The sequence below is a fragment of the Allobosea sp. genome (assembly GCF_035944895.1).
GTDB lineage: Bacteria > Pseudomonadota > Alphaproteobacteria > Rhizobiales > Beijerinckiaceae > Allobosea.
Map to the genome: position 1 here is coordinate 732,314 of NZ_DASZAT010000008.1, position 18,085 is coordinate 750,398.

Annotated in this window: 21 protein-coding genes; 10 read left to right on the top strand and 11 right to left on the bottom strand. The window is 65.1% G+C overall.

Translation table 11 applies throughout. The annotated features are described in order from the left end of the window. Positions 1-23: 23 nt before the first annotated feature. Entirely contained in the window at positions 24-998 is a 975-nt protein-coding gene (gene argC / locus VGV58_RS15015; protein WP_326874807.1) for an N-acetyl-gamma-glutamyl-phosphate reductase, read from the bottom strand. Between the two features lie 763 nt (positions 999-1,761). Between argC and VGV58_RS15020 the strand changes: the two genes are divergently transcribed. Beyond that, entirely contained in the window at positions 1,762-3,321 is a 1,560-nt protein-coding gene (locus tag VGV58_RS15020) for a hypothetical protein (RefSeq protein WP_326874808.1), read from the top strand. Between the two features lie 55 nt (positions 3,322-3,376). Here VGV58_RS15020 and aceB read toward each other — a convergent pair whose 3' ends face one another. Beyond that, entirely contained in the window at positions 3,377-4,984 is a 1,608-nt protein-coding gene (aceB, locus tag VGV58_RS15025; RefSeq protein WP_326874809.1) for a malate synthase A, read from the bottom strand. A 196-nt stretch (positions 4,985-5,180) separates the two neighbouring features. On the opposite strand from aceB, the gene VGV58_RS15030 reads away from it, so the two are divergent. Beyond that, the gene (locus tag VGV58_RS15030) at positions 5,181-5,468 is read left to right on the top strand and encodes an SH3 domain-containing protein (protein WP_326874810.1); all 288 of its coding nucleotides are present in this window, start codon (positions 5,181-5,183) and stop codon (positions 5,466-5,468) included. A 128-nt stretch (positions 5,469-5,596) separates the two neighbouring features. Here VGV58_RS15030 and VGV58_RS15035 read toward each other — a convergent pair whose 3' ends face one another. Genes VGV58_RS15035 through ygfZ form a run of 3 tightly spaced genes read right to left on the bottom strand, consistent with a single transcriptional unit; the run spans position 5,597 to position 7,735 of the window. Next, entirely contained in the window at positions 5,597-6,199 is a 603-nt protein-coding gene (locus VGV58_RS15035; RefSeq protein ID WP_326874811.1) for an HD family hydrolase, read from the bottom strand. Between the two features lie 16 nt (positions 6,200-6,215). After that, positions 6,216-6,851 (bottom strand): DNA-3-methyladenine glycosylase I, encoded by a 636-nt coding sequence (locus tag VGV58_RS15040; protein WP_326874812.1) that lies wholly within the window; start codon positions 6,849-6,851, stop codon positions 6,216-6,218. After that, positions 6,848-7,735, bottom strand: a complete 888-nt coding sequence (gene ygfZ / locus VGV58_RS15045) for a CAF17-like 4Fe-4S cluster assembly/insertion protein YgfZ (protein WP_326874813.1) — start codon at positions 7,733-7,735, stop codon at positions 6,848-6,850. The genes VGV58_RS15040 and ygfZ overlap by 4 nt, the downstream gene beginning before the upstream one ends. Before the next feature lie 280 nt (positions 7,736-8,015). On the opposite strand from ygfZ, the gene VGV58_RS15050 reads away from it, so the two are divergent. From VGV58_RS15050 to VGV58_RS15065, 4 genes are all read left to right on the top strand, one after another. Continuing rightward, positions 8,016-8,678: a dihydrofolate reductase family protein gene (locus VGV58_RS15050; RefSeq protein ID WP_326874814.1), complete on the top strand. Its 663-nt coding sequence runs from the start codon at positions 8,016-8,018 to the stop codon at positions 8,676-8,678. Positions 8,679-8,794: 116 nt separating this feature from the next. Then, positions 8,795-9,217 carry a YciI family protein gene (locus VGV58_RS15055; protein ID WP_326874815.1) on the top strand — a complete coding sequence of 141 codons (423 nt, stop codon included), beginning with the start codon at positions 8,795-8,797 and terminating at the stop codon, positions 9,215-9,217. 80 nt (positions 9,218-9,297) lie between these two features. Next, complete coding sequence (locus tag VGV58_RS15060) at positions 9,298-9,720, top strand: YciI family protein (protein WP_326874816.1); 423 nt, start codon at positions 9,298-9,300, stop codon at positions 9,718-9,720. A 42-nt stretch (positions 9,721-9,762) separates the two neighbouring features. Continuing rightward, complete coding sequence (locus tag VGV58_RS15065; RefSeq protein ID WP_326874817.1) at positions 9,763-11,031, top strand: RNA polymerase sigma factor; 1,269 nt, start codon at positions 9,763-9,765, stop codon at positions 11,029-11,031. A 30-nt stretch (positions 11,032-11,061) separates the two neighbouring features. Here the strand turns inward: VGV58_RS15065 and VGV58_RS15070 are convergent, their stop codons facing one another. After that, on the bottom strand, positions 11,062-12,012 hold the full coding sequence (locus VGV58_RS15070; protein WP_326874818.1) for an NAD(P)-dependent oxidoreductase: 951 nt from the start codon (positions 12,010-12,012) through the stop codon (positions 11,062-11,064). A 111-nt stretch (positions 12,013-12,123) separates the two neighbouring features. Here VGV58_RS15070 and VGV58_RS15075 point away from each other — a divergent pair, with 111 nt between their 5' ends. Further along, positions 12,124-12,471, top strand: a complete 348-nt coding sequence (locus tag VGV58_RS15075; protein ID WP_326874819.1) for a winged helix-turn-helix transcriptional regulator — start codon at positions 12,124-12,126, stop codon at positions 12,469-12,471. Here VGV58_RS15075 and VGV58_RS15080 read toward each other — a convergent pair whose 3' ends face one another. The 5 genes from VGV58_RS15080 to pdxH all read right to left on the bottom strand — a co-directional run bounded on the left by VGV58_RS15080 (position 12,472) and on the right by pdxH (position 15,450). Next, the gene (locus VGV58_RS15080) at positions 12,472-12,741 is read right to left on the bottom strand and encodes a hypothetical protein (protein ID WP_326874820.1); all 270 of its coding nucleotides are present in this window, start codon (positions 12,739-12,741) and stop codon (positions 12,472-12,474) included. 391 nt (positions 12,742-13,132) lie between these two features. Beyond that, entirely contained in the window at positions 13,133-13,582 is a 450-nt protein-coding gene (locus tag VGV58_RS15085) for a TIGR02301 family protein (RefSeq protein ID WP_326874821.1), read from the bottom strand. After that, on the bottom strand, positions 13,579-14,061 hold the full coding sequence (locus VGV58_RS15090; RefSeq protein ID WP_326874822.1) for an NUDIX hydrolase: 483 nt from the start codon (positions 14,059-14,061) through the stop codon (positions 13,579-13,581). Before VGV58_RS15090 ends, VGV58_RS15085 begins: the two co-directional genes overlap by 4 nt. After that, on the bottom strand, positions 14,058-14,834 hold the full coding sequence (locus tag VGV58_RS15095) for an SDR family NAD(P)-dependent oxidoreductase (protein ID WP_326874823.1): 777 nt from the start codon (positions 14,832-14,834) through the stop codon (positions 14,058-14,060). The genes VGV58_RS15090 and VGV58_RS15095 overlap by 4 nt, the downstream gene beginning before the upstream one ends. Positions 14,835-14,847: 13 nt before the next feature. Next, positions 14,848-15,450, bottom strand: coding sequence for a pyridoxamine 5'-phosphate oxidase (gene pdxH / locus VGV58_RS15100; protein WP_326874824.1), 603 nt, complete (start codon positions 15,448-15,450; stop codon positions 14,848-14,850). Between the two features lie 161 nt (positions 15,451-15,611). On the opposite strand from pdxH, the gene VGV58_RS15105 reads away from it, so the two are divergent. The 3 genes from VGV58_RS15105 to fabI all read left to right on the top strand — a co-directional run bounded on the left by VGV58_RS15105 (position 15,612) and on the right by fabI (position 17,998). After that, positions 15,612-16,052 (top strand): RT0821/Lpp0805 family surface protein, encoded by a 441-nt coding sequence (locus VGV58_RS15105; RefSeq protein ID WP_326874825.1) that lies wholly within the window; start codon positions 15,612-15,614, stop codon positions 16,050-16,052. A gap of 82 nt (positions 16,053-16,134) precedes the next feature. Next, entirely contained in the window at positions 16,135-17,061 is a 927-nt protein-coding gene (locus VGV58_RS15110; RefSeq protein WP_326874826.1) for a J domain-containing protein, read from the top strand. A gap of 97 nt (positions 17,062-17,158) precedes the next feature. Then, positions 17,159-17,998, top strand: coding sequence for an enoyl-ACP reductase FabI (gene fabI / locus VGV58_RS15115; protein ID WP_291673947.1), 840 nt, complete (start codon positions 17,159-17,161; stop codon positions 17,996-17,998). Positions 17,999-18,085 lie beyond the last annotated feature (87 nt).

The following is an 18,085-nucleotide window of genomic DNA, read 5'->3' on the forward strand; positions in this document are numbered from 1 at the left end:
AGCTGCCCGGAGGTCCGTTTCCGTCACGGCCAGACCGGCGCGCCGTCCAACCCCGCGGTTTCCGGCAGGCCGCAGATCAGGTTCGCGTTCTGCACCGCCTGGCCCGCCGCTCCCTTGCCGAGATTGTCGACCACGCCCATCGCGATCACCAGGTTGCGCTCCGGATCGGCCGCATAGCTGACGAAGGCGAGGTTAGAGCCGGTCGCCCATTTGGTCTGCGGCGGCTTGTCGGTCACGCGCACGAAGGAGCGCCCGGCATAGAAGCGCCGCGCCGCGTCCAGGCACTGCTCGGTGGTGGCGCTGCCGCGGCAGTAGATGGTGGCGAGGATGCCGCGGGTCATGGGCACCAGATGCGGCGTGAACACCAGCCCGGCGGCGCTGCCGCCGCTCAGCCGCTCGATCGTCGTGGCGATCTCGGGCATGTGGGTGTGCTTGAGCAGGCCGTAGGGCACCAGGTTCTCGTTGCTCTCGGCATAGCCGAACTTGCTGTCGCCGCCCCGGCCGGCTCCGGAGATACCGGTCTTGGCGTCGATGACGATGTTGCCGGGCTCGATCAGCTTGTCGGCCAGCAGCGGCGCGAGCGGGGTCAGCGTCGCGGCGGGGAAGCAGCCGGGGTTGGCGACGCGGGTCTGACCCTCGATCTGAGCCGGCCAGATATCGGCCAGGCCGTAAGCCCAACCGTCGACATAGCGGTGGTCGCCGCCGATATCGACGATCTTCACGTTCCTTGGGACGCGCCCCAGCGCCTCGGCCGAGGCGCCCGTGGGCAGCGAGGCGAACAGCACGTCGAGTTTCGGCAGGGTCGCAGGGTCCCATTTCTCGATCACCAGTCCGGCCAGCTTGGACGGAACGCCGGGGAAACGATCGACCAGACGGCTGCCGGCGCTGCTCTCGCCTGCGGCATAGACCAGTTCGAAAGACGGGTGGCCCGCGACCAGGCGCAGCGCCTCGCCGCCGCCAAAGCCGCTGATGCCGACAATGCCGACGCGAATGCTCATGATGGTGTCCTTCCGGGGTTCGGGCAAAAGAAAACCCCCGAAGCCGAGGGCTGCGGGGGTTCAGGAATGCGGGCCGGGGTCACTCCGGCGGGTGGGACCTATAGTTAGGCCGTCACGCGGAAGGACGCTGATCGACGCGCAGCCAGGAAGCCGCCGCTCGGGTGAAGCGGCGTCGGCGTCGGTCGCAAATGGTCCGGTTCCTGAGCATGCCCCGGGACACTGTCGGCACCGACAGTCATCGTCAAGCGGAATGTCTGCCGACCACCAGAAGCTGCCGATCTGAAGTCTGCGGCCGAGCGCCAAAAAGCGAGCCCGCGCCGCCCATGTAAGCGGCGCGGATGGATTGAGCCACTATCCGCACGCCCCATGGCGCTCCTCCGCTAGGTGGCGATTTTCAGAACTCCGGGCCGTGCTTCCGTCACGTGGGCTTGCGCGGCTGGCGCGGTCTAGCGATCTCCTCGCGCAGAGGTCGTATTGCCTCCAGGTCGGTTTCCGAGGCTTGCCGGGAGTGAGGCGCAACCCTTGCCCGCTGGCGCCGCACCCACCCCATCCAACAACATGCCTCCGGCCGGCCGCCTCTCGGAGGGCGCGGCCGTACGGGAGGGCGGGGATAAGCCGCACAGTTTGTCTTCGCGAGAATGCGATGGATATTGCAGCGCCGGCCGATGGTCACTGTGCATAAGGCTTGTTTGAGGCTATCCACATAGCCCGTCTATGCGGGATACTCCGAGCTTGAACTCTAAGCAGGTTCATATCTGAGAAAATGCTGAAGCAGCGTCGAAAAATAGGTGATCTTGGCGAGAATAGCTTCACCGTCTGGTGTAGTCAGTTGGGAATAGATGCAGTTAAAGCGGTTCCCGACAGAAATGGTTGGGACTACCTTGTTGAGTTTGAACGCTCCGATCGGATAGGCTCGGCCCTCGATGCACAACATAATCTTGTCAAGGCGCACGTTCAGGTTAAGGCGACCGAAAAGGTTAACTCCAAAATCTCAGGCAAGCTGTCGGCCTTAAAAGCTTTGGTGAGTGTGGACGCGCCTGCTTTCGCAGTAAAGCTTGAGTTCGGAAATGGCAGTTACCCAATTAGATGCCGGCTACTGCATATAGGTGAGCCGCAGATTGCTGCTATCTTGAAGCGTGTGCGAGAGGCGCATCGCGATGGCTCTGAACTGCACAATATCAATTTTTCTTTACCAATGGAGCATGCCAGAACGGTAGATTTCGGGTCGGAAGACCTGCGATCTTATATTGACGAATGCATTGGCGAGTCACCTGCCAAATATATCCTGGAAAAAGAACGAATTAGGAAGCGAGTAGGCTACGGTAGCGATGCTTTTAAATTTAGTTTTTCCGTCGAAAAGGACGATAATAAGAAATTTGTCGACTTCCTGATAGGGAAGACACCTGAGATCGAAGTTTCAAACTTAAAAATGATTGAAAGCCGTTTTGGTATCGAATTGCCCTCTCAGAAGAGTGAGTTTTCTGACGCAAAATTGAAGATTATCGAATCTGCGTACAGGGATGTCAATGTTATTGCTAGAAGTTCAGCCAATGGGGTTGAGTGTCAAGTTAGTGCTAAGTTATATTACCCACCAATTCCAAATCTGCCGAAGGATATGGTGAAATTTAGAGTTTCTAACTATTTTCTGGAGATCGAAATATCTAGCACATCTGATAGTTTATCGTTGCGCTTATTTGTCCCTTCAGCCGAAGTTATGTCAATTTATAAATTATCAGATGCTTTGAAATTTATGTCGACAATGTCATTTTCTGATTCAAATCTAGAAATCGAATTTGAAAATGGATCGTTTGCAGGAGGGCGAAATTTAGCTTTGGAGGGAGAGTTATTTATTTATAGAAAGCTTTCTGGTTTTGCGGAAGAGATTACTCGCGCTTTTTCTTCTGCTAGGAGAGATGACCCCAAGCTTATCAGTCTGACAGAGTTGGAGGAAGTGTATCGGAAAAATCCAGAAAGCAGGGGCTATCTGGAAGATGGAGGAGAGATCACGGCGCGTGTGCAGCTAAAAGAAAATATTAGAGACCTGACTCCCTCTGGAGCTATCTTGGTTCCGTTGTGTTTTGATTTTGAGGAATTTAGTTACATTGGTGTTGCTAAATCTGATATATCAGAGGTTGAATTGAATTCAAAAAATGAACTAGTCGTTAAATCTAGATCAAACAGGGTAATTGAGCGACGAATTCTGTTGCCGTCAGATGATAATTACAAGAGGGCGAATGAGCGCGTTGCTCAGATTGCACAAATGCCAGATAATATGGGAAAGCTTGTGATCTGCCCTTCGCTTGTTCCAACTGAAGAGAAATGATTGGGTAAAGCATACTGCCCGCGCCGCCCATCCGAGCGGCGCGAGACCAGTCAACTCAACCCAACTTGCCGTAAGCCGGCACGGTCAGGAACTCCTCGAACTCCGGCGCGAGCGAGAGCTTCGAGAACAGGTCGATCGCCTCGGGGAAGCGGCCCTTGTCATAGGCCTCGGCGCCGAGCTCGCTTTTCACCCGCGCCATCTCCTCGGGCAGGCAGCGCTTGAACAGGTCGGCATCGACCTTGGCGCCGCCTTCAAGTTCTGCGCCGTACTGGACGAACTGCCAGATCTGGGCGCGGCTGATCTCGGCGGTCGCAGCGTCCTCCATCATGTTGTAGATCGGCACGGCGCCGCGGCCACGCAGCCAGGCTTCGAGATACTGTACGCCGACGCGGATATTCTCGCGGAAGCCGTCCTCGGTGCGGGTGCCCTGATGCACCTCCAGCAGGTCCGCGCGGCTGACCGAGACATCCTCGCGCAGCTTGTCGAGCTGGTTCGGCTGCGGCATCAGCCGGTCGAACACCTCGTTCGCGACGGGCACGAGATCGGGATGAGCGACCCAGGTGCCGTCATGGCCGTCGCCGGCCTCTCGCTCCTTGTCGGCCTTGACCTTGGCGAAGGCGGCGGTATTGGCCTCGGGATTGTTCTTGACCGGGATCTGCGCCGCCATGCCACCCATGGCGAAGGCGCCGCGGCGATGGCAGGTCTTGATCAGCAGCAGCGAATAAGCGCGCAGGAAGGCCTTGGTCATCACGACCTGCGAGCGGTCGGGCAGGACGAAGGCCTTGTTGCGGGCGAGCTTCTTGATGAAGGAGAAGATGTAGTCCCAGCGGCCGCAATTGAGGCCGGCCATGTGGTCGCGCAACTCGTAGAGGATCTCGTCCATCTCGAAGGCGGCCGGCAGGGTCTCGATCAGCACCGTCGCCTTGATCGTGCCGGTCTTCAGGCCGAGCGTGGTCTGGGCGGCGACGAAGACGTCGTTCCAGAGGCGTGCTTCGAGATGGCTCTCGAGCTTGGGCAGATAGAAATAGGGGCCCGAGCCTTGCGCCAGCGCCGCCTTGGCGTTGTGGAAGAGGTAGAGCCCGAAATCGACCAGCGCGCCCGAGGCGATCTCGCCGTCGATCTCGATATGGCGCTCCGGCAGGTGCCAGCCACGCGGGCGGACGATCAGGACGGCAGGCTTGTCCTTGAGCTTGTAGGACTTGCCCGAGACGGCGTCGGTGAAGTCGATCTTGCCGGCCCAGCGGTCTTTCAGATTGATCTGGCCTTCGACCATATTGGCCCAGACCGGCGAGGAGGCGTCCTCGAAATCGGCCATGAAGACCTTGGCGCCGGAGTTCAGCGCGTTGACGATCATCTTGCGGTCGACCGGGCCGGTGATCTCGACGCGGCGATCCTGCAGATCGGCCGGGATCGGCGCCACCTTCCAGTCGCCCTCGCGGATGTGCCGGGTCTCGGCCAGGAAGTCGGGAGTATCGCCGGCATCGAAGCGCTTCTGGCGCTCCTTGCGCACAGCGAGCAGGCGCTTGCGGGTCTCGTTGAAGCGGCGCTGCAGCTCGGCGACGAAGGCGAGCGCGTCATGGCTCAGGACCTCGTCATAGCGCTCGGCGAGCGCGCCCTTGACGACGACGCCGGCGGGAAGGTTCAGGCTGGTCGGGACGGTCATGGTTTTGATCTCTCACCTACATCAGGTGAGCGCAGTATGCAGCGATCCGATTTTCTCTGGAACGGCAGAGAATGACAGATGATCTGATCAAAAACGGAAATAATCTGATCCCGCCGGCGAAAGCGGCCCTGATCGCGCCATTGCAAGTGCGTGTCACGGCGCGGGGCGTGCCGGTTGACGATCGGGGGATATGTTCATGACTGCCATCCGCCTCGGCCTTTTGACCGCTGCACTCGCCGCCTGCCTGTCGGCTGCGCCGGCCTTTGCCCAGAATCGCTGCGCCGTCACCGACCCGACCGGCACGCCGCTCAACATCCGCGAGACGCCGAATGGCGAGATCATCGGCCGCGTCAGCAATGGCGTCGGCATCCGTGTGATCAACACCTCGTCCGACGAGCGCGGCCGGGCCTGGGCGCTGATCAGCCCGCGCGGCCGCAACCATGTGGTCGGCTGGGTCTACCGCGAGTTCGTGTCCTGCTATTGAGGCGGGAGCCATAGTCTTCACCACGTCATGCTCGCCCTTGTGGCGAGCATCCATGTCTCGAACACCGTAGGCGCTCATCGAGGCGAAGACGTGGATGGTCGGGACAAGCCCGACCATGGCGGAGAGGGCTATTGTCCAGCCAGTTCGGCGAACCGTTTCAAAAACGCCGCCTGCGCGTCTTCCGTCGCTTGCGGCTCGAGCAGCGCCAGCACATCGCGCGGCAGGGCCTGCGGGTGGCCGAAGAAGCGCAGGGCCTCCTCGCGCTCGAAGCCGGCGAGCTCGGTCGCCTCGAGGAAGGCCGAGATCTTGTCGGCGTCCTTGGTCTTGCGCTTGACGATCGCCGGGGTCGCCGCCGGCAAGCCGAAGCGCAGGTGGATCGCTGCCAGCAGGCGCAATTCGACGCCCTTATAGGCATCGCCCATTACCGCCTTGAACGGCGAGATCATGTCGCCGATGACGTATTCCGGCGCATCGTGCAGCAGCGCCATCAGGCGCCATTCGCGCGGCCAATCCGGGTTTAGATGGCCGGCGATCGCTTCGACGAGGAGGCTATGCTGCGCCACCGAGAAGGAGTGCGCGCCGCGGGTCTGGCCGTTCCAGCGCGCGACGCGGGCGAGGCCATGGGCGATGTCCTCGATCTCGACATCGAGCGGCGAGGGATCGAGCAGATCGAGCCGCCGGCCCGAGAGCATGCGCTGCCAGGCGCGCGGCGGGGCGGCAGGTTTCGTCATTGAAGAGTCTTGGCCATCAGGCGGCGGGGCGGGTGTCGCGGGCGAGCGCGGCGCATTCCTGCCAGCGGAAGCAGCCGGTGAGATGGTCGTTGACCATGCCGCAGGCCTGCATCACCGCATAGACGATGGTCGGGCCGCAGAAGGTGAAGCCGGCGGCCTTGAGCTCCTTGGAGATCGCCTTGGATGCGGCGGTCTCGGCGGGCACCTGCTCGTGGGTGCGGAAACTGTTTTGAACCACCCGCCCGTCGAGATGCTTCCAGAGGAAATCGTTGAAAGGCCCCTTCTCGCTCAGCTTGAGATAGGCTTGGGCATTACGGATCGTGCCTTCGATCTTGCCGCGATGGCGCACGATGCCGGCATCCGCCAGGAGGCGCTGGACATCGGCCTCGCCGAACCGGGCGACCGTTTCCGGCTCGAAGCCGGAAAAGCCGGCGCGGAAGGCGTCGCGTTTGCGCAGGATGGTGATCCAGGACAGGCCGGCCTGGAAGCCGTCGAGCATCAGCTTTTCCCAGAGTGTGCGGGAATCGTATTCCGGCACCCCCCATTCGGTGTCGTGATAGGCCAGATAGAGCGGATCGCTCCCCGGCCAGATGCAGCGATATTTGCCGTCGGGGCCTTCGACCGCCGCGCGCCCGCCGCTGACATCGCTCATGCCGCTGCTCCGAATTCTGGCTCGCCCGGATAGGGGAAGCGGATGAAGGACGGCTTGGGCGCCAGCGTGAAGGCAAGGCCGCCTGCGTCGAGCGTGTGGCCGGCGGCGAGCGCATCCGCCACGCGGTCGAGCCGGAGCAAGGCAAGGCCGCGGCCATTGGCGCAGGAGCCGACGCGGCCGAGCGTCTTGCCGCCGGCGCTGGCCTCGACGCCATCCTCCGGGATGACGCCCTCGCTGAAGATAACAGGCACGATGCGCGAGCGCGCGGTGCCGCGATGCTGCATGCGCGAGACGACCTCCTGGCCGATATAGCAGCCCTTCCTGAAGGAGACGCCGCCGAGCTGGTCGAACAGCGCCTCGTGCGGGAAGGCGTCGCCATAGAGGAAGTCGCGCCCGCCATCGGGAATGCCGAGGCCGATGCGGCGGGCGTGGTAGTCGTCGATCGCGGCATCGACGAGTTCGTCGGCGCCGTCGCGGTCGACGATGGCGCGCTCGCCGAGTTCAGGGATGCGCGGATCGGCATAGACCAGCCCGGCATCGGCCGGAAGCCTGCCGCCATCGGTCGCGGCGATCACCGTCGCGCTCTCGCTGAGATCGTCGAGCGTGACCTTGGCGCGCAGCTTGTAGAGCTTCAGCTTCTTCATCAGGTCGGGGATCTGGAGCAGGGGCGTGTCGAGCAGGAAGCCGCCGCCTTCCGCGTCCGGCACGGCGACAACCAGAAAATCGCCGATGATCTTGCCTTGCGGTGTCAGCAGCCCGCCGTATCCGGCGCGCTCGGGCGTGACGGTCTCCATCGCGTTGGTGACGATGTTGTCGAGGAAATCGCGGGCGTCGTCGCCGCTGACGCGGATGACGCTGCGGTCGACCAATCTGGTTGCCGGCATGACGGGGTTCTCTGAGCGATCGCTGTTTCGGCGTGGGCGCCGTTCGCCCCGATAGTTAGGGTGCTTCGGCGCAAGGCTCAACCGATGCGGCCCGGGAGACAGGAAACGGGTGCCGTAAGCCGCGTGATCGGCTCGGCTATTTTTTCGAGGGGCTGTCGATCTGGCGATTGGCCGTTCGACGTGAAGGCAAGGAGCAGCGGAACGGGCGGAGGGCCCGGCTGCGAGACGCTCCGGCCTTCGCGGAGCCAGTGCGCTCCTTTTCGATTGGGAGAGAGATCAGATGAGACAAGTCGTTGCCGCCACCTTCGTGTCCCTCGACGGCGTCATGCAGGCGCCGGGCGGCCCGCACGAGGATCCGCAGGGCGGGTTCAGCCATGGCGGCTGGACCTTCCATTACTGGGACGAGGCGATGGGCAAGGTCATGGACAAGGCCCTGTCCGACGAGTTCGACCTGCTGCTCGGTCGCCGGACCTACGACATCTTCGCGGCGCACTGGCCCTATGCCGGTGACGACCCGATCGCGGTCAAGTTCAACGCCATCACCAAATATGTCGCGACCTCCGAGCCGCAGACATTGAGCTGGCAGAACAGCGTCGCGCTGCGCGGCGATCCCGCCGCCGAGGTCGCGGCACTGAAGCGCCAGGACGGGCGCAAGCTCCTGCTGCAGGGCTCGAGCGAGCTGATCCAGGCGCTGCTGGCCAAGGACCTGATCGACGAGATCACGCTGCTGACCTTCCCGGTCGTGCTCGGCAAGGGCAAGCGGCTGTTCGGCAAGGGTTCGATGCCCGCCGCCTTCAAGCTGGTCGAGAGCAGCGCCTCCAGCACTGGCGTCATCATGGCGACCTATCGGCGCGAGGGCGAGGTCACCACCGGCTCCTTCGAGTTCGCCGAGCCGAGCGCCGCCGAAATCGCCCGCCGCGAAAAATATTCGGCCGAGGGCTGAAAAAATTTCGAAGGCCTGTCGATCGGGCCCGGCCTCGTTCGACGTGACAACAGAGGGCGGGAATTTCCCCGCCCGGCAGCGAAGCAAAACCAGCCGATAGGGACAGGAGAAGATCGATGCGCGTGATGGTTCTGGTCAAGGCCAACAAGGACAGCGAAGCCGGCGTGATGCCAGACGAGGACATGCTCACCAGGATGGGCGCCTACAATGAGGAGCTGGTAAAGGCCGGCGTGCTGCTGGCGATGGACGGGCTCCATCCGAGCGCGAAGGGGCTGCGCATGCGCTTCTCGGGCGCGCAGCGGACGGTTCTCGACGGACCCTTTGCCGAGACCAAGGAATTGCTCGCCGGCTTCTGGATCTGGCAGGTCCGCTCCTTCGACGAAGCGGTCGAGTGGCTGAAGCGTGCGCCCTTCGATGGCGGCACCGAGATCGAGCTGCGCCCGATCTTCGAGATGGATGATTTCGGCGAGGTGCTGACGCCGGAGCTGCGGGAGCAGGAAGAGCGCGTGCGGGCGGAGTCGGCGAAGCTCGCCGGCTGATCGAACCGAGGCTTTCAATTCCATTCAACCCGGAGGGTGTGAGGCGAGGCCTGCACTGCTCCAGACAACGGAGAAGACAGATGCGTTTCATGGTGATGGTCAAGGCGACCAAGGATAGCGAAGCCGGTGCCTCGCCGACCCGGGAGCTGGTCGATGCGATGATGGCCTATAACGAAGAGCTGGTGAAAGCCGGCATCATGAAGGGCGGCGACGGCCTGCAGCCGAGCGCGAAGGGCGCGCGCGTCCAGTTCGACGGCGCCGGGCGCGTCGTGATCGACGGGCCGTTCGCTGAGACCAAGGAGCTGGTCGCCGGCTACTGGCTCTGGGAGTGCAAGTCGCTCGACGAGGCGATCGCGTGGGTCAAGCGCTGCCCGAATCCGATGCCGGGCCCGTCCGAGATCGAGATCCGCCCGGTCGTCGACATCGCCGATTTCGGCGATGCGGTCTCGCCCGAGGCGGCCGCGACCTGGGATCGCCTCAAGAACGAGGTGGGCAACGGCTGAGCCGCTTGCCAGCCGCGATGCTGATGGTGTGTATCGCAAGCCATGACGGCAAGCGATGCACACCGCGCCATCGAGGCGGTCTTCCGGATCGAGGCTCCGAGATTGATCGCGGGCCTCGTCCGCGTCACCCGCGATGTCGGCCGGGCCGAGGAATTGGCGCAGGACGCGCTCGTCGCCGCGCTCCAGCAATGGCCAGACGAGGGCGTGCCGCGCAATCCCGGCGCCTGGCTGATGCAGGCCGCCAAGCACCGCGCGCTCGATGGCCTCAGGCGCGCCAGGATGCTGAAGCGCAAGCATGAGGAGATTGGTCGTGACCTCGACGAGGAGGCCGACCCGATCGCCGAGATCGACGACGCGCTCGACGACGAGCTTGGCGACGACCTGCTCCGCCTGATCTTCACCGCCTGCCATCCGGTTCTCTCTGTCGAGGCGCGCCTCGCGCTCACCCTGCGACTGATCGGCGGCCTCACCACCGAGGAGATCGCCCGCGCCTTCCTGGTGCCGGAACCGACCATGGCGCAGCGCCTGGTCAGGGCGAAGAAGGCGCTGGCCGAGGCCAAGGTGCCCTATGAGGTGCCGCATGGCCCCGAGCTTGGCGAACGCCTCGCCTCGGTGCTGGAGGTGGTCTACCTGATCTTCAACGAAGGCTATGCCGCGACCGGCGGTGAGGACTGGGTTCGCCCTGCCCTGTGCCAGGAGGCGATGCGGCTCGGGCGCATCCTCGCCGGCCTTGCGCCGCAGGAGCCGGAAGTGCACGGCCTCGTCGCGCTGATGGAGTTGCAGGCGTCGCGCCTGCGCGCCCGGATCGGGCCGGATGGCGAGCCGGTGCTGCTGCTCGACCAGAACCGGGCGCGCTGGGACCGGCTGCTGATCAATCACGGCCTCAAGGCGCTGGAGACGGCGCGGCGACTTTCGACCGAGCCCAGCCCTTACGTCCTGCAGGCCGAGCTCGCCGCCTGCCATGCCCGCGCCAATACCGCCGAGGAGACCGACTGGCGCAGGATCGCCGCGCTCTATGGCGCGCTCGGCGCGCTGACGCCCTCGCCGGTGATCGAGCTCAACCGGGCCGTCGCGGTCTCGATGGCGGATGGGCCGGCGGCAGGGCTGGCGCTGGTCGATGCGCTCGCTTCCGCGCCGGCACTGAAGAACTACCATCTCCTGCCGAGCGTGCGTGCCGATTTCCTGGTCAAGCTCGGCCGGCATGGCGAGGCGGAGGCCGAGTTCACCCGCGCCGCCGGCATGACCCGGAACCGGCGCGAGCGCGATCTCTTGCTCGGCCGGGCGCAGACGGCGCGAAAAGCGGCCGGCTGAACCGGGCTCGACCGCTTCGCGCGTTGTCCTTCAGCGCATGAACTGCGCGATTGCGGCGAAATCGTCCTGGCGATGGCCGGCGTCGATCGCCTTGCGGAACAGATTGTCCTGCGCCCTGGGAACGAGATCGTGCAGGCCACGCTCGCCACAGAGCTGCAGGAGCAGGCCGAAAGCGCCGTAGTGGACATCGAGCGAGGCGAGGGTCTGCGCGTCGGCGGCAAAGCGGCGGTCGCGGATGCGGGTGATCAGGTCGACCACGGCGCCCTCGACGACGGGCAGGAAGGCCTGCCGATGTTCTTCGAACAGGTCGAGCGCGATGCCCTCAGCCTGGCAGATCGCCGCCGCCTGGAACTGGCCGAAGAGCGCGCCCCACATCTGCCCGAGCAGGGAAAGGTCGAGCGCCGAGGCGTGGCCGACATCCTCGCCGACGAATTGCGGATTGCCGCCGAGCGCCGCGAAAACAGGCAGGTTCGCCTCGAACAGGGCCCGAGGTCCGGAATAGAGGACAGTGCCGCCGGGCTCGCCGATGAAGTCCGGCGTCGCCATGATCGCCCCGTCGAGATAGGCGGTGCCGTTGCCGGCTGCCCACTGCGCCTGCTCGCGCGCCTGGTTCGGCGAGCCGGAGGAGAGCTGGACGATCAGCTTGCCGCGCAGGGCGGCCGCAACCTCGGGCGACCGGAGCAGCCTGTCGGAATCGGCATAGGTGCTGACGCAGACGGCGACGATGTCGGCGGCCGCGGCGGCGGCAGCCTCCGACGGCGCGAGGACTGCCCCCCGGCCGGCGAGCGCTGACGCCTTCTCGGGCGAGCGGTTCCAGACATGGGTGGGGATGCCCGCCTTCAGGAAGGCCCGGGCAAGGGCGGATCCCATGCGGCCGAGGCCGATGACGGAAACAGTGGCATTCATCGATGGCTCTCCTGACAGGGCGCGAGCACGGCCGCGATAGAAGGCGTGCCTTCGATCGAGCGGCGTCGCGCGCATTTCTGTGTCGGTCGATGCCGGCGCATGCCGGCGGCGTCCGCAGGAGGAATTGCAGTTTTATTTTTTATTTCAATTACTTACATGCAAGTAAGTGGTCGGTTGGAGAGAGCCATGCCAGTCAGGATCAATTTGCCGGACGAATGCGGTCTCGGTCAGGCGCTGTCGGTGATCGGTGGCCGCTGGAAGTCGGCGATCCTGTGGGAGCTGCACGAACGGGCGCTGCGCTTCGGCGAATTGCGCCGGCGCCTGCCGGGCATCAGCGAGAAGGTGCTCTACGAGCAGCTGCGCGAGATGGAGCGTGACGGCGTCGTCAGGCGCGAGGCTTTCGCGGAGGCGGTGCTGCGGGTCGAGTATTCGCTGACGCCGGCCGGGACGGCGCTCAACGACGCTGCCCATGTGCTGTCGCTATGGGGCCTCGCCCATTCCGGGCGCAGTGGGCTGCCGGTGGCGGCTGAATGATCAGTGCCGGGTGCCGGTGGTGAAGTTGCCGCAGCGAATCTTCTCGGGCAGGGCCTCGGCGAAGACGGCGGTGGCCTCCTCGCCATAGGTCTCGACCAGCGTGCGCATCGCCGCGAACAGGGCGGCATGCGCGAGCGAGTCGGAATCGAGCCCGTCCTGGCGCGCCTCGGTGAAGGCGTCCTCGACATAGCAGTAGGCCACGCGGCGGGCGTCCTTGACGTCCTCGGCGAGGGTCGGGTCGAGCGGCAGGTCGTCGGAGAGAGCGGACATGAAGGCAGCGGTATCCGGCGTGGAAAGGAACCTGTCGGACGGAACGGATGCGCGCAAGTCCGCAACCGTTCCAGTGATTTGCCCCGTAAGGATACGATCCGTCGCCAGCGGACGCCATCACGGTCTTTAAGAAAGGTTAATTCGCGGGGGACAATTCTGCTTAAGAATGGCGCAAGCCCGTGCCGAAACCGGAGTGCGACGCCGTCTGCCGGGCGGGAAACGACGATCGAAGGCGTGCTCGAAGCACGGATTGTCCCGAAAAAAGGTCAGGCTGTCCTGCGGTCCCTGGGCCGTAGCGGGTGCGGATTTTGCTCGAAATCACGCCGTCATCCCGGGGCCGAGCTGCGCTCGCCCCGGATGACGACGTGGTTCCTCAGGGAACTCACACGGCCTACTCGCCGAAGCGGCTCGCCAGCGCCTTGGCGAGCTTCTCGCCCTCCAGGGCGAGGCGGGCCGAGGCCTCCTGCGTGCCGTCGCTGCAGGTGCGGTGCGTCGCCGAATAGGCGCGGTAGCCGCGGTTATAGGCGCTGGCCAGCCGCTCGCGCCGCTGCGGCGAGCGTCCTTCCGATTCGAGCAACGTCGCCATCCGCTCGCGCCAATCCTGTGCCTCGCGGGTTTCGCAGAGCGTGCGCAGATAGGCGAGCGAGCCAATGATCTCGGCGAGCTGCAGCAATTGCGGCTCATAGGGCGGGGCGGGTGATTCAGGGTCCGGCGGGGCCGGCTCGGCGGGGCGCTGCTGCTGCTGTGGTGGCGAGGCTGGCCGCCGCGCCTGCGCCAGCAGTGCCTGCGGGCTCGCGGTCAGTCCGGCGAGCATCAGGGCTGCGAGCGCGCCTTTGGTCATGCGCCAGTGTCACCAGCGACAATGGCGGCAGCGCGGCGCAGCACGTCGCCGAGTTCGCGCGTCGTCGGTAGGCCGCCTAGCTTCAGGGGATCGACCCATTTGACCGCGCCGGCCTCGGGGCCGGGCCTGGGCTCGCCGGAGAGCCATTCCCCGACGAAGGAGGCGATGACGAAATGATGAGTCACCGCGCCCTTGGGGTCGCGGCCGACAATCTCGACGTGGCGGTTGAAGCCGATGATGCGTGCGGTGACGCCGACCTCCTCCTCCAGCTCGCGCAGCGCCGCTTCCTCCAGGCTCTCGCCGGCCTCGACCTTGCCGCCGGGCAGGGACCAGAGCTGGTCGGCAGGAGGCTGGGTCCGCGTCGCCAGCAGCACCTTGCCGTCGCGGAAGACAGCGATCGAGGCGGCGAGCACCGGGCGTGCCGCGGCGCGGGCGGGATTCGGGAAACGGATGACCCGATTGTTGTCCTGGCCGCTCACACGTGCTGCCCGCCATTGATGTGGAGCTCGGCGCCGGTGACGTAGCTCGAGGCGTCGGTGCAGAGGAAATAGATCGACCTCGCGACCTCCTCGGTCCTGCCGAGGCGCTGCATCGGCAGCTTCTCGACGATCTTCTCGGTGCCGGGCGAGAGGATCGCGGTGTCGATCTCGCCCGGCGAGATCGCGTTGACGCGGATGCCAAGCGGGCCGAAATCGGCCGCCATCTCGCGGGTCAGGCTGGCGAGCGCCGCCTTCGAGGTCGCATAGGCGGCGCCGGCAAAGGGATGGACGCGCGAGCCGGCGATCGAGGTGACGTTGACGATCGCGCCCTTCGCGGCGGTCAGTTCGTCGAGCAGGCCACGCGCCAGCATGATCGGCGCGAAGAAGTTGACCTGGAAGACCTGGTGCCAGTCGTTGAACGAGGTCGAGGCGGCGCCGAGCCGCCCGCCCTTCGGCCCCTTCGGCGAGATGCCGGCATTGTTGACCAGCGCGTTGAGCTTGCCGCCCTCGGCGGCAAGGCGCTTCTTGATCTCGGCGATGCCGCGCATCGTGTCCTCGGGGTCGCCGAGGTCGATCTGGACATGGTCGTCCGCCCCCGAGGGCCAGGGGCATTTCTCCGAGAAGGCCTGGCGCGAGCAGGACAGGATGCGCCAGCCGGCCATGGCGAACTGCATCACCGTGGCATGGCCGATGCCGCGGCTGGCCCCGGTCAGCAGCATCACCGGGCGCTTGCCGGGCTCCGTCTTCGGGAAGTCGAACTTGGGCATGGCCATGGAGCGGCGATCCTCAGGGGTAGAGCCGGGTCTTCGTCCAGGCGTCGGCGGGCGTGGCGCGGCGGAAGACGATGCGGTCATGCAGGCGGAAGGCACCGTCGCGCCAGAACTCCATGTAGACCGGGGCGATGCGGAAGCCGGTCCAGTGCGGCGGGCGCGGCACCTCGCCGACGCCGAACTTCAGCGCATAGCTCGCCACCGCCTTTTCAAGCGCGAACCGGCTCTCCAGCGGCCGGGACTGCTGCGAGGCCCAGGCGCCGATGCGGCTGTCGCGCGGGCGCGACTGGAAATAGGCGTCGGCCTCGGCGTCGCTGACGCGGCTGACCGGGCCGCGGATGCGGACCTGCCGGCGCAGGCTCTTCCAGTGGAACAGCGCGGCAGCCTTGGGCTGGCCGGCGAGCTCCTCGCCCTTCTGGCTCTGGGTATTGGTGTAGAAGACGAAGCCCTCGGGGCTGCGGCCGTTGAGCAGGACCATGCGGGAATTGGGCATGCCGTCGGCATCGACCGTCGAGAGCGCCATGCCGTTGGGGTCGTTCGGCTCGGAGGCCTTGGCCTCCTCCAGCCAGCTCTCGAACAGGGCGAATGGCTCGTTCGCCTCGGTGAAGTCACCGCTCATTAACGCATTCACGTGCTTAGTCCTCGATAGGTTCAGGAAGCGTTGGGCGAGCGCGATCCGTAATGTGGTCTGAGTTGGCAGTCATATATAAGCCCCGCGGGCAGCGGAGCCAGAGGCTGCGTGAGCGCAGTCCCCTTGCATCCGGGGCATCGCTCCTCGGAGTGCTCCTGCTGGGGCTCGCCTCGGCGGGCTGCTCGATCTCCTTCCCGATCATGGGCCTCTCCAGCAAGGCAGAGGACGAGGTGGCGATGACCACCGCCTCGGTGCTGCCGGCCCGCGCCGTCGAAGGCAAGAGCCCGCTCGTCGGGCTCGCGCCCGATCTCGGCCCCGAGGACTGGCGCCGGGCGGAAGGCGCCATGGCGCTGGCGCTCGATCCGCAGGGCAATGGCGCGCCCGTCTCTTGGGACAATGCCCAGAGCGGCATGAAAGGCACGTTCACACCGGTCGGTGGGCCATTCCTGAAATCGGACGAGATCTGCCGGGCGTTCCTGGCCTCGATGAGCCTGCAGACCGGCCCGGTGAAGCTGCAGGGCACCGCCTGCCGGCCGTCCGGCGGCGAATGGGCGGTGACCGAGGCAAAGCCGTGGAAAGGCGCGGCTTAAGCCTGTTGCAACTGCGCCACAGTCTTCCCATCTAGGGGGCGGTTCCGGTACGCCGGGATACGAAGCCTCCGGGGGTGTGTGAATGCGTGATCCGTATCAGGTTCTGGGCGTGGCGAAATCGGCCGACGAGGCCGAGATCAAGAAGGCTTATCGCCGCCGCGCCAAGGACCTGCACCCCGACCGCAACCAGGGTGATCCGAAGGCGCAGGAGAAATTCTCCGAACTGAACACCGCCTATGAGGTCCTCGGCGACGCCGACAAGCGCAAGCAGTTCGACCGCGGCGAGATCGATGCCGAGGGCAAACCGCGCTTCTCCGGCTTCGAGGGCATGGGCGCCGGGCGCCGTGGCGCGCAGCATGGCGGCTTCGACTTCCATTTCGACGGTGGTGGCGGTCCCGGCCGCGGCGGCGACCCGGGCTTCGACCCGGCTGATATCTTCGGCTCGCTCTTCGGCGAGGCTGCCAGGCGCGGCGGCGGGCGTGGCCGGCAGAGCCAGCCGCAGAAGCCGCCCGAGCAGAGCTTTACCCTCGAGGTCGGGCTGGCCGAGGCGGTCAATGGCGGCACGCGCCGGGTGAAGCTGCCCGGCGGGCGCGAGGTCGAGGTGACGATCCCCGAGAGCGTCACCGACGGCAAGGTCATGCGCCTGCGCGGTCTCGGCCAGACCCATCCGCTCACCGGCGAGGCCGGCGACGTGCTGATGACGATCAAGGTGAAGCCCGATTCGCGCTTCACGATCGACGGCATCAACCTGCGCGCGCGCGTCGCCGTGCCGCTGGCGACCGCGGTGCTCGGCGGGCCGATCCATGTGCCGACTCTGTCAGGCGCCGTCGAGATGAACGTGCCGCCGCTGACGGGGACGGCGCGCCAGTTCCGGCTGCGCGGCAAGGGGCTGCCCGGCGCCAAGAAGGGCGAGCATGGCGACCTCTTCGTCTCGATCGACATCGAGATGCCCAGCGAGGATGCCGAGCTGACGGCGCTGATGAAGGCGCGGGCCGGCGGAGGCGCCTGAACAGGTTTTCGGCACAGGGCGCTTCCACCGCTTCGCCACCTCAGTTATGAGACCGTCCGGTTCTCTTTTGCCGGTTCGTCCAGTTCGAAGGTCTCAGATGCCCGAATCCAGCAGCGCCGCCCCGACCGCCAACCTCCTGCGGGGCAAGCGCGGTCTCGTCATGGGCGTCGCCAACAACCGCTCGATCGCCTGGGGTATCGCCAAGGCTGCTGCGGATGCCGGCGCCGAGCTCGCTTTCACCTATCAGGGCGATGCCTTGAAGAAGCGGGTCGAGCCGCTGGCGCAGCAGCTCGGCGGCCATGTCGTTGGCCATTGCGACGTCACCGACGGGGCGACGATCGACGCGGTCTTCGGCGAGATCGAGAAGCTCTGGGGCAAGCTCGACTTCGTCGTCCACTGCATCGCCTTTTCCGACAAGGACGAGCTGACCGGCCGCTATGTCGATACGACCGAGGCCAATTTCTCGAAGTCGCTGCTGATCTCCTGCTATTCCTTCACGGCGATCACCCAGCGCGCCGAGAAGCTGATGCCCGATGGCGGCTCGCTGCTGACGCTGACCTATTACGGCGCCGAGAAGTGGATGCCGCATTATAACGTCATGGGTGTCGCCAAGGCCGCCTTGGAATCGAGCGTGCAGTATCTCGCCGCCGATCTCGGTCCGCAGAAGATCCGCGTCAACGCGATCTCGGCCGGGCCGATCAAGACGCTGGCGGCCTCCGGCATCGGCGATTTCCGCTACATCCTGAAGTGGAACGAGTACAACTCGCCGCTGCGCCGCACCGTTACCATCGAGGAGGTCGGCGAGACCGCCGTGTTCCTGGTCTCCGACATGTCGCGCGGCATCACCGGCGAGGTGATGCATGTCGACGCCGGCTACCATGTCGTCGGCATGAAGGTGCCGACCGCGCCGGACATTTCGCTCGACAAGGGCGAGTGAGGCTGCGGCGCGCCTGCAACGGCGCGCTGCAGGTGGCTTTTCTGTAGCTACTTTGTTGTAACGGAATGGTGCATCGCCTATCTTGCT

Coding starts and splice junctions, on each gene's coding strand:
- VGV58_RS15060 (WP_326874816.1), top strand. CDS start 9,298: ATGCGTTTCATGGTGATGGTCAAGGCGACCAAGGATAGCGAAGCCGGT.
- ygfZ (WP_326874813.1), bottom strand. CDS start 7,735: ATGCCGGCAACCAGATTGGTCGACCGCAGCGTCATCCGCGTCAGCGGC.
- VGV58_RS15085 (WP_326874821.1), bottom strand. CDS start 13,582: ATGACCAAAGGCGCGCTCGCAGCCCTGATGCTCGCCGGACTGACCGCG.
- VGV58_RS15065 (WP_326874817.1), top strand. CDS start 9,763: ATGACGGCAAGCGATGCACACCGCGCCATCGAGGCGGTCTTCCGGATC.
- fabI (WP_291673947.1), top strand. CDS start 17,159: ATGCCCGAATCCAGCAGCGCCGCCCCGACCGCCAACCTCCTGCGGGGC.
- VGV58_RS15075 (WP_326874819.1), top strand. CDS start 12,124: ATGCCAGTCAGGATCAATTTGCCGGACGAATGCGGTCTCGGTCAGGCG.
- VGV58_RS15030 (WP_326874810.1), top strand. CDS start 5,181: ATGACTGCCATCCGCCTCGGCCTTTTGACCGCTGCACTCGCCGCCTGC.
- VGV58_RS15110 (WP_326874826.1), top strand. CDS start 16,135: ATGCGTGATCCGTATCAGGTTCTGGGCGTGGCGAAATCGGCCGACGAG.
- pdxH (WP_326874824.1), bottom strand. CDS start 15,450: ATGAGCGGTGACTTCACCGAGGCGAACGAGCCATTCGCCCTGTTCGAG.
- VGV58_RS15080 (WP_326874820.1), bottom strand. CDS start 12,741: ATGTCCGCTCTCTCCGACGACCTGCCGCTCGACCCGACCCTCGCCGAG.
- VGV58_RS15095 (WP_326874823.1), bottom strand. CDS start 14,834: ATGGCCATGCCCAAGTTCGACTTCCCGAAGACGGAGCCCGGCAAGCGC.
- VGV58_RS15070 (WP_326874818.1), bottom strand. CDS start 12,012: ATGCGCGCGACGCCGCTCGATCGAAGGCACGCCTTCTATCGCGGCCGT.
- argC (WP_326874807.1), bottom strand. CDS start 998: ATGAGCATTCGCGTCGGCATTGTCGGCATCAGCGGCTTTGGCGGCGGC.
- VGV58_RS15040 (WP_326874812.1), bottom strand. CDS start 6,851: ATGAGCGATGTCAGCGGCGGGCGCGCGGCGGTCGAAGGCCCCGACGGC.
- VGV58_RS15050 (WP_326874814.1), top strand. CDS start 8,016: ATGAGACAAGTCGTTGCCGCCACCTTCGTGTCCCTCGACGGCGTCATG.
- VGV58_RS15055 (WP_326874815.1), top strand. CDS start 8,795: ATGCGCGTGATGGTTCTGGTCAAGGCCAACAAGGACAGCGAAGCCGGC.
- VGV58_RS15020 (WP_326874808.1), top strand. CDS start 1,762: ATGCTGAAGCAGCGTCGAAAAATAGGTGATCTTGGCGAGAATAGCTTC.
- VGV58_RS15035 (WP_326874811.1), bottom strand. CDS start 6,199: ATGACGAAACCTGCCGCCCCGCCGCGCGCCTGGCAGCGCATGCTCTCG.
- aceB (WP_326874809.1), bottom strand. CDS start 4,984: ATGACCGTCCCGACCAGCCTGAACCTTCCCGCCGGCGTCGTCGTCAAG.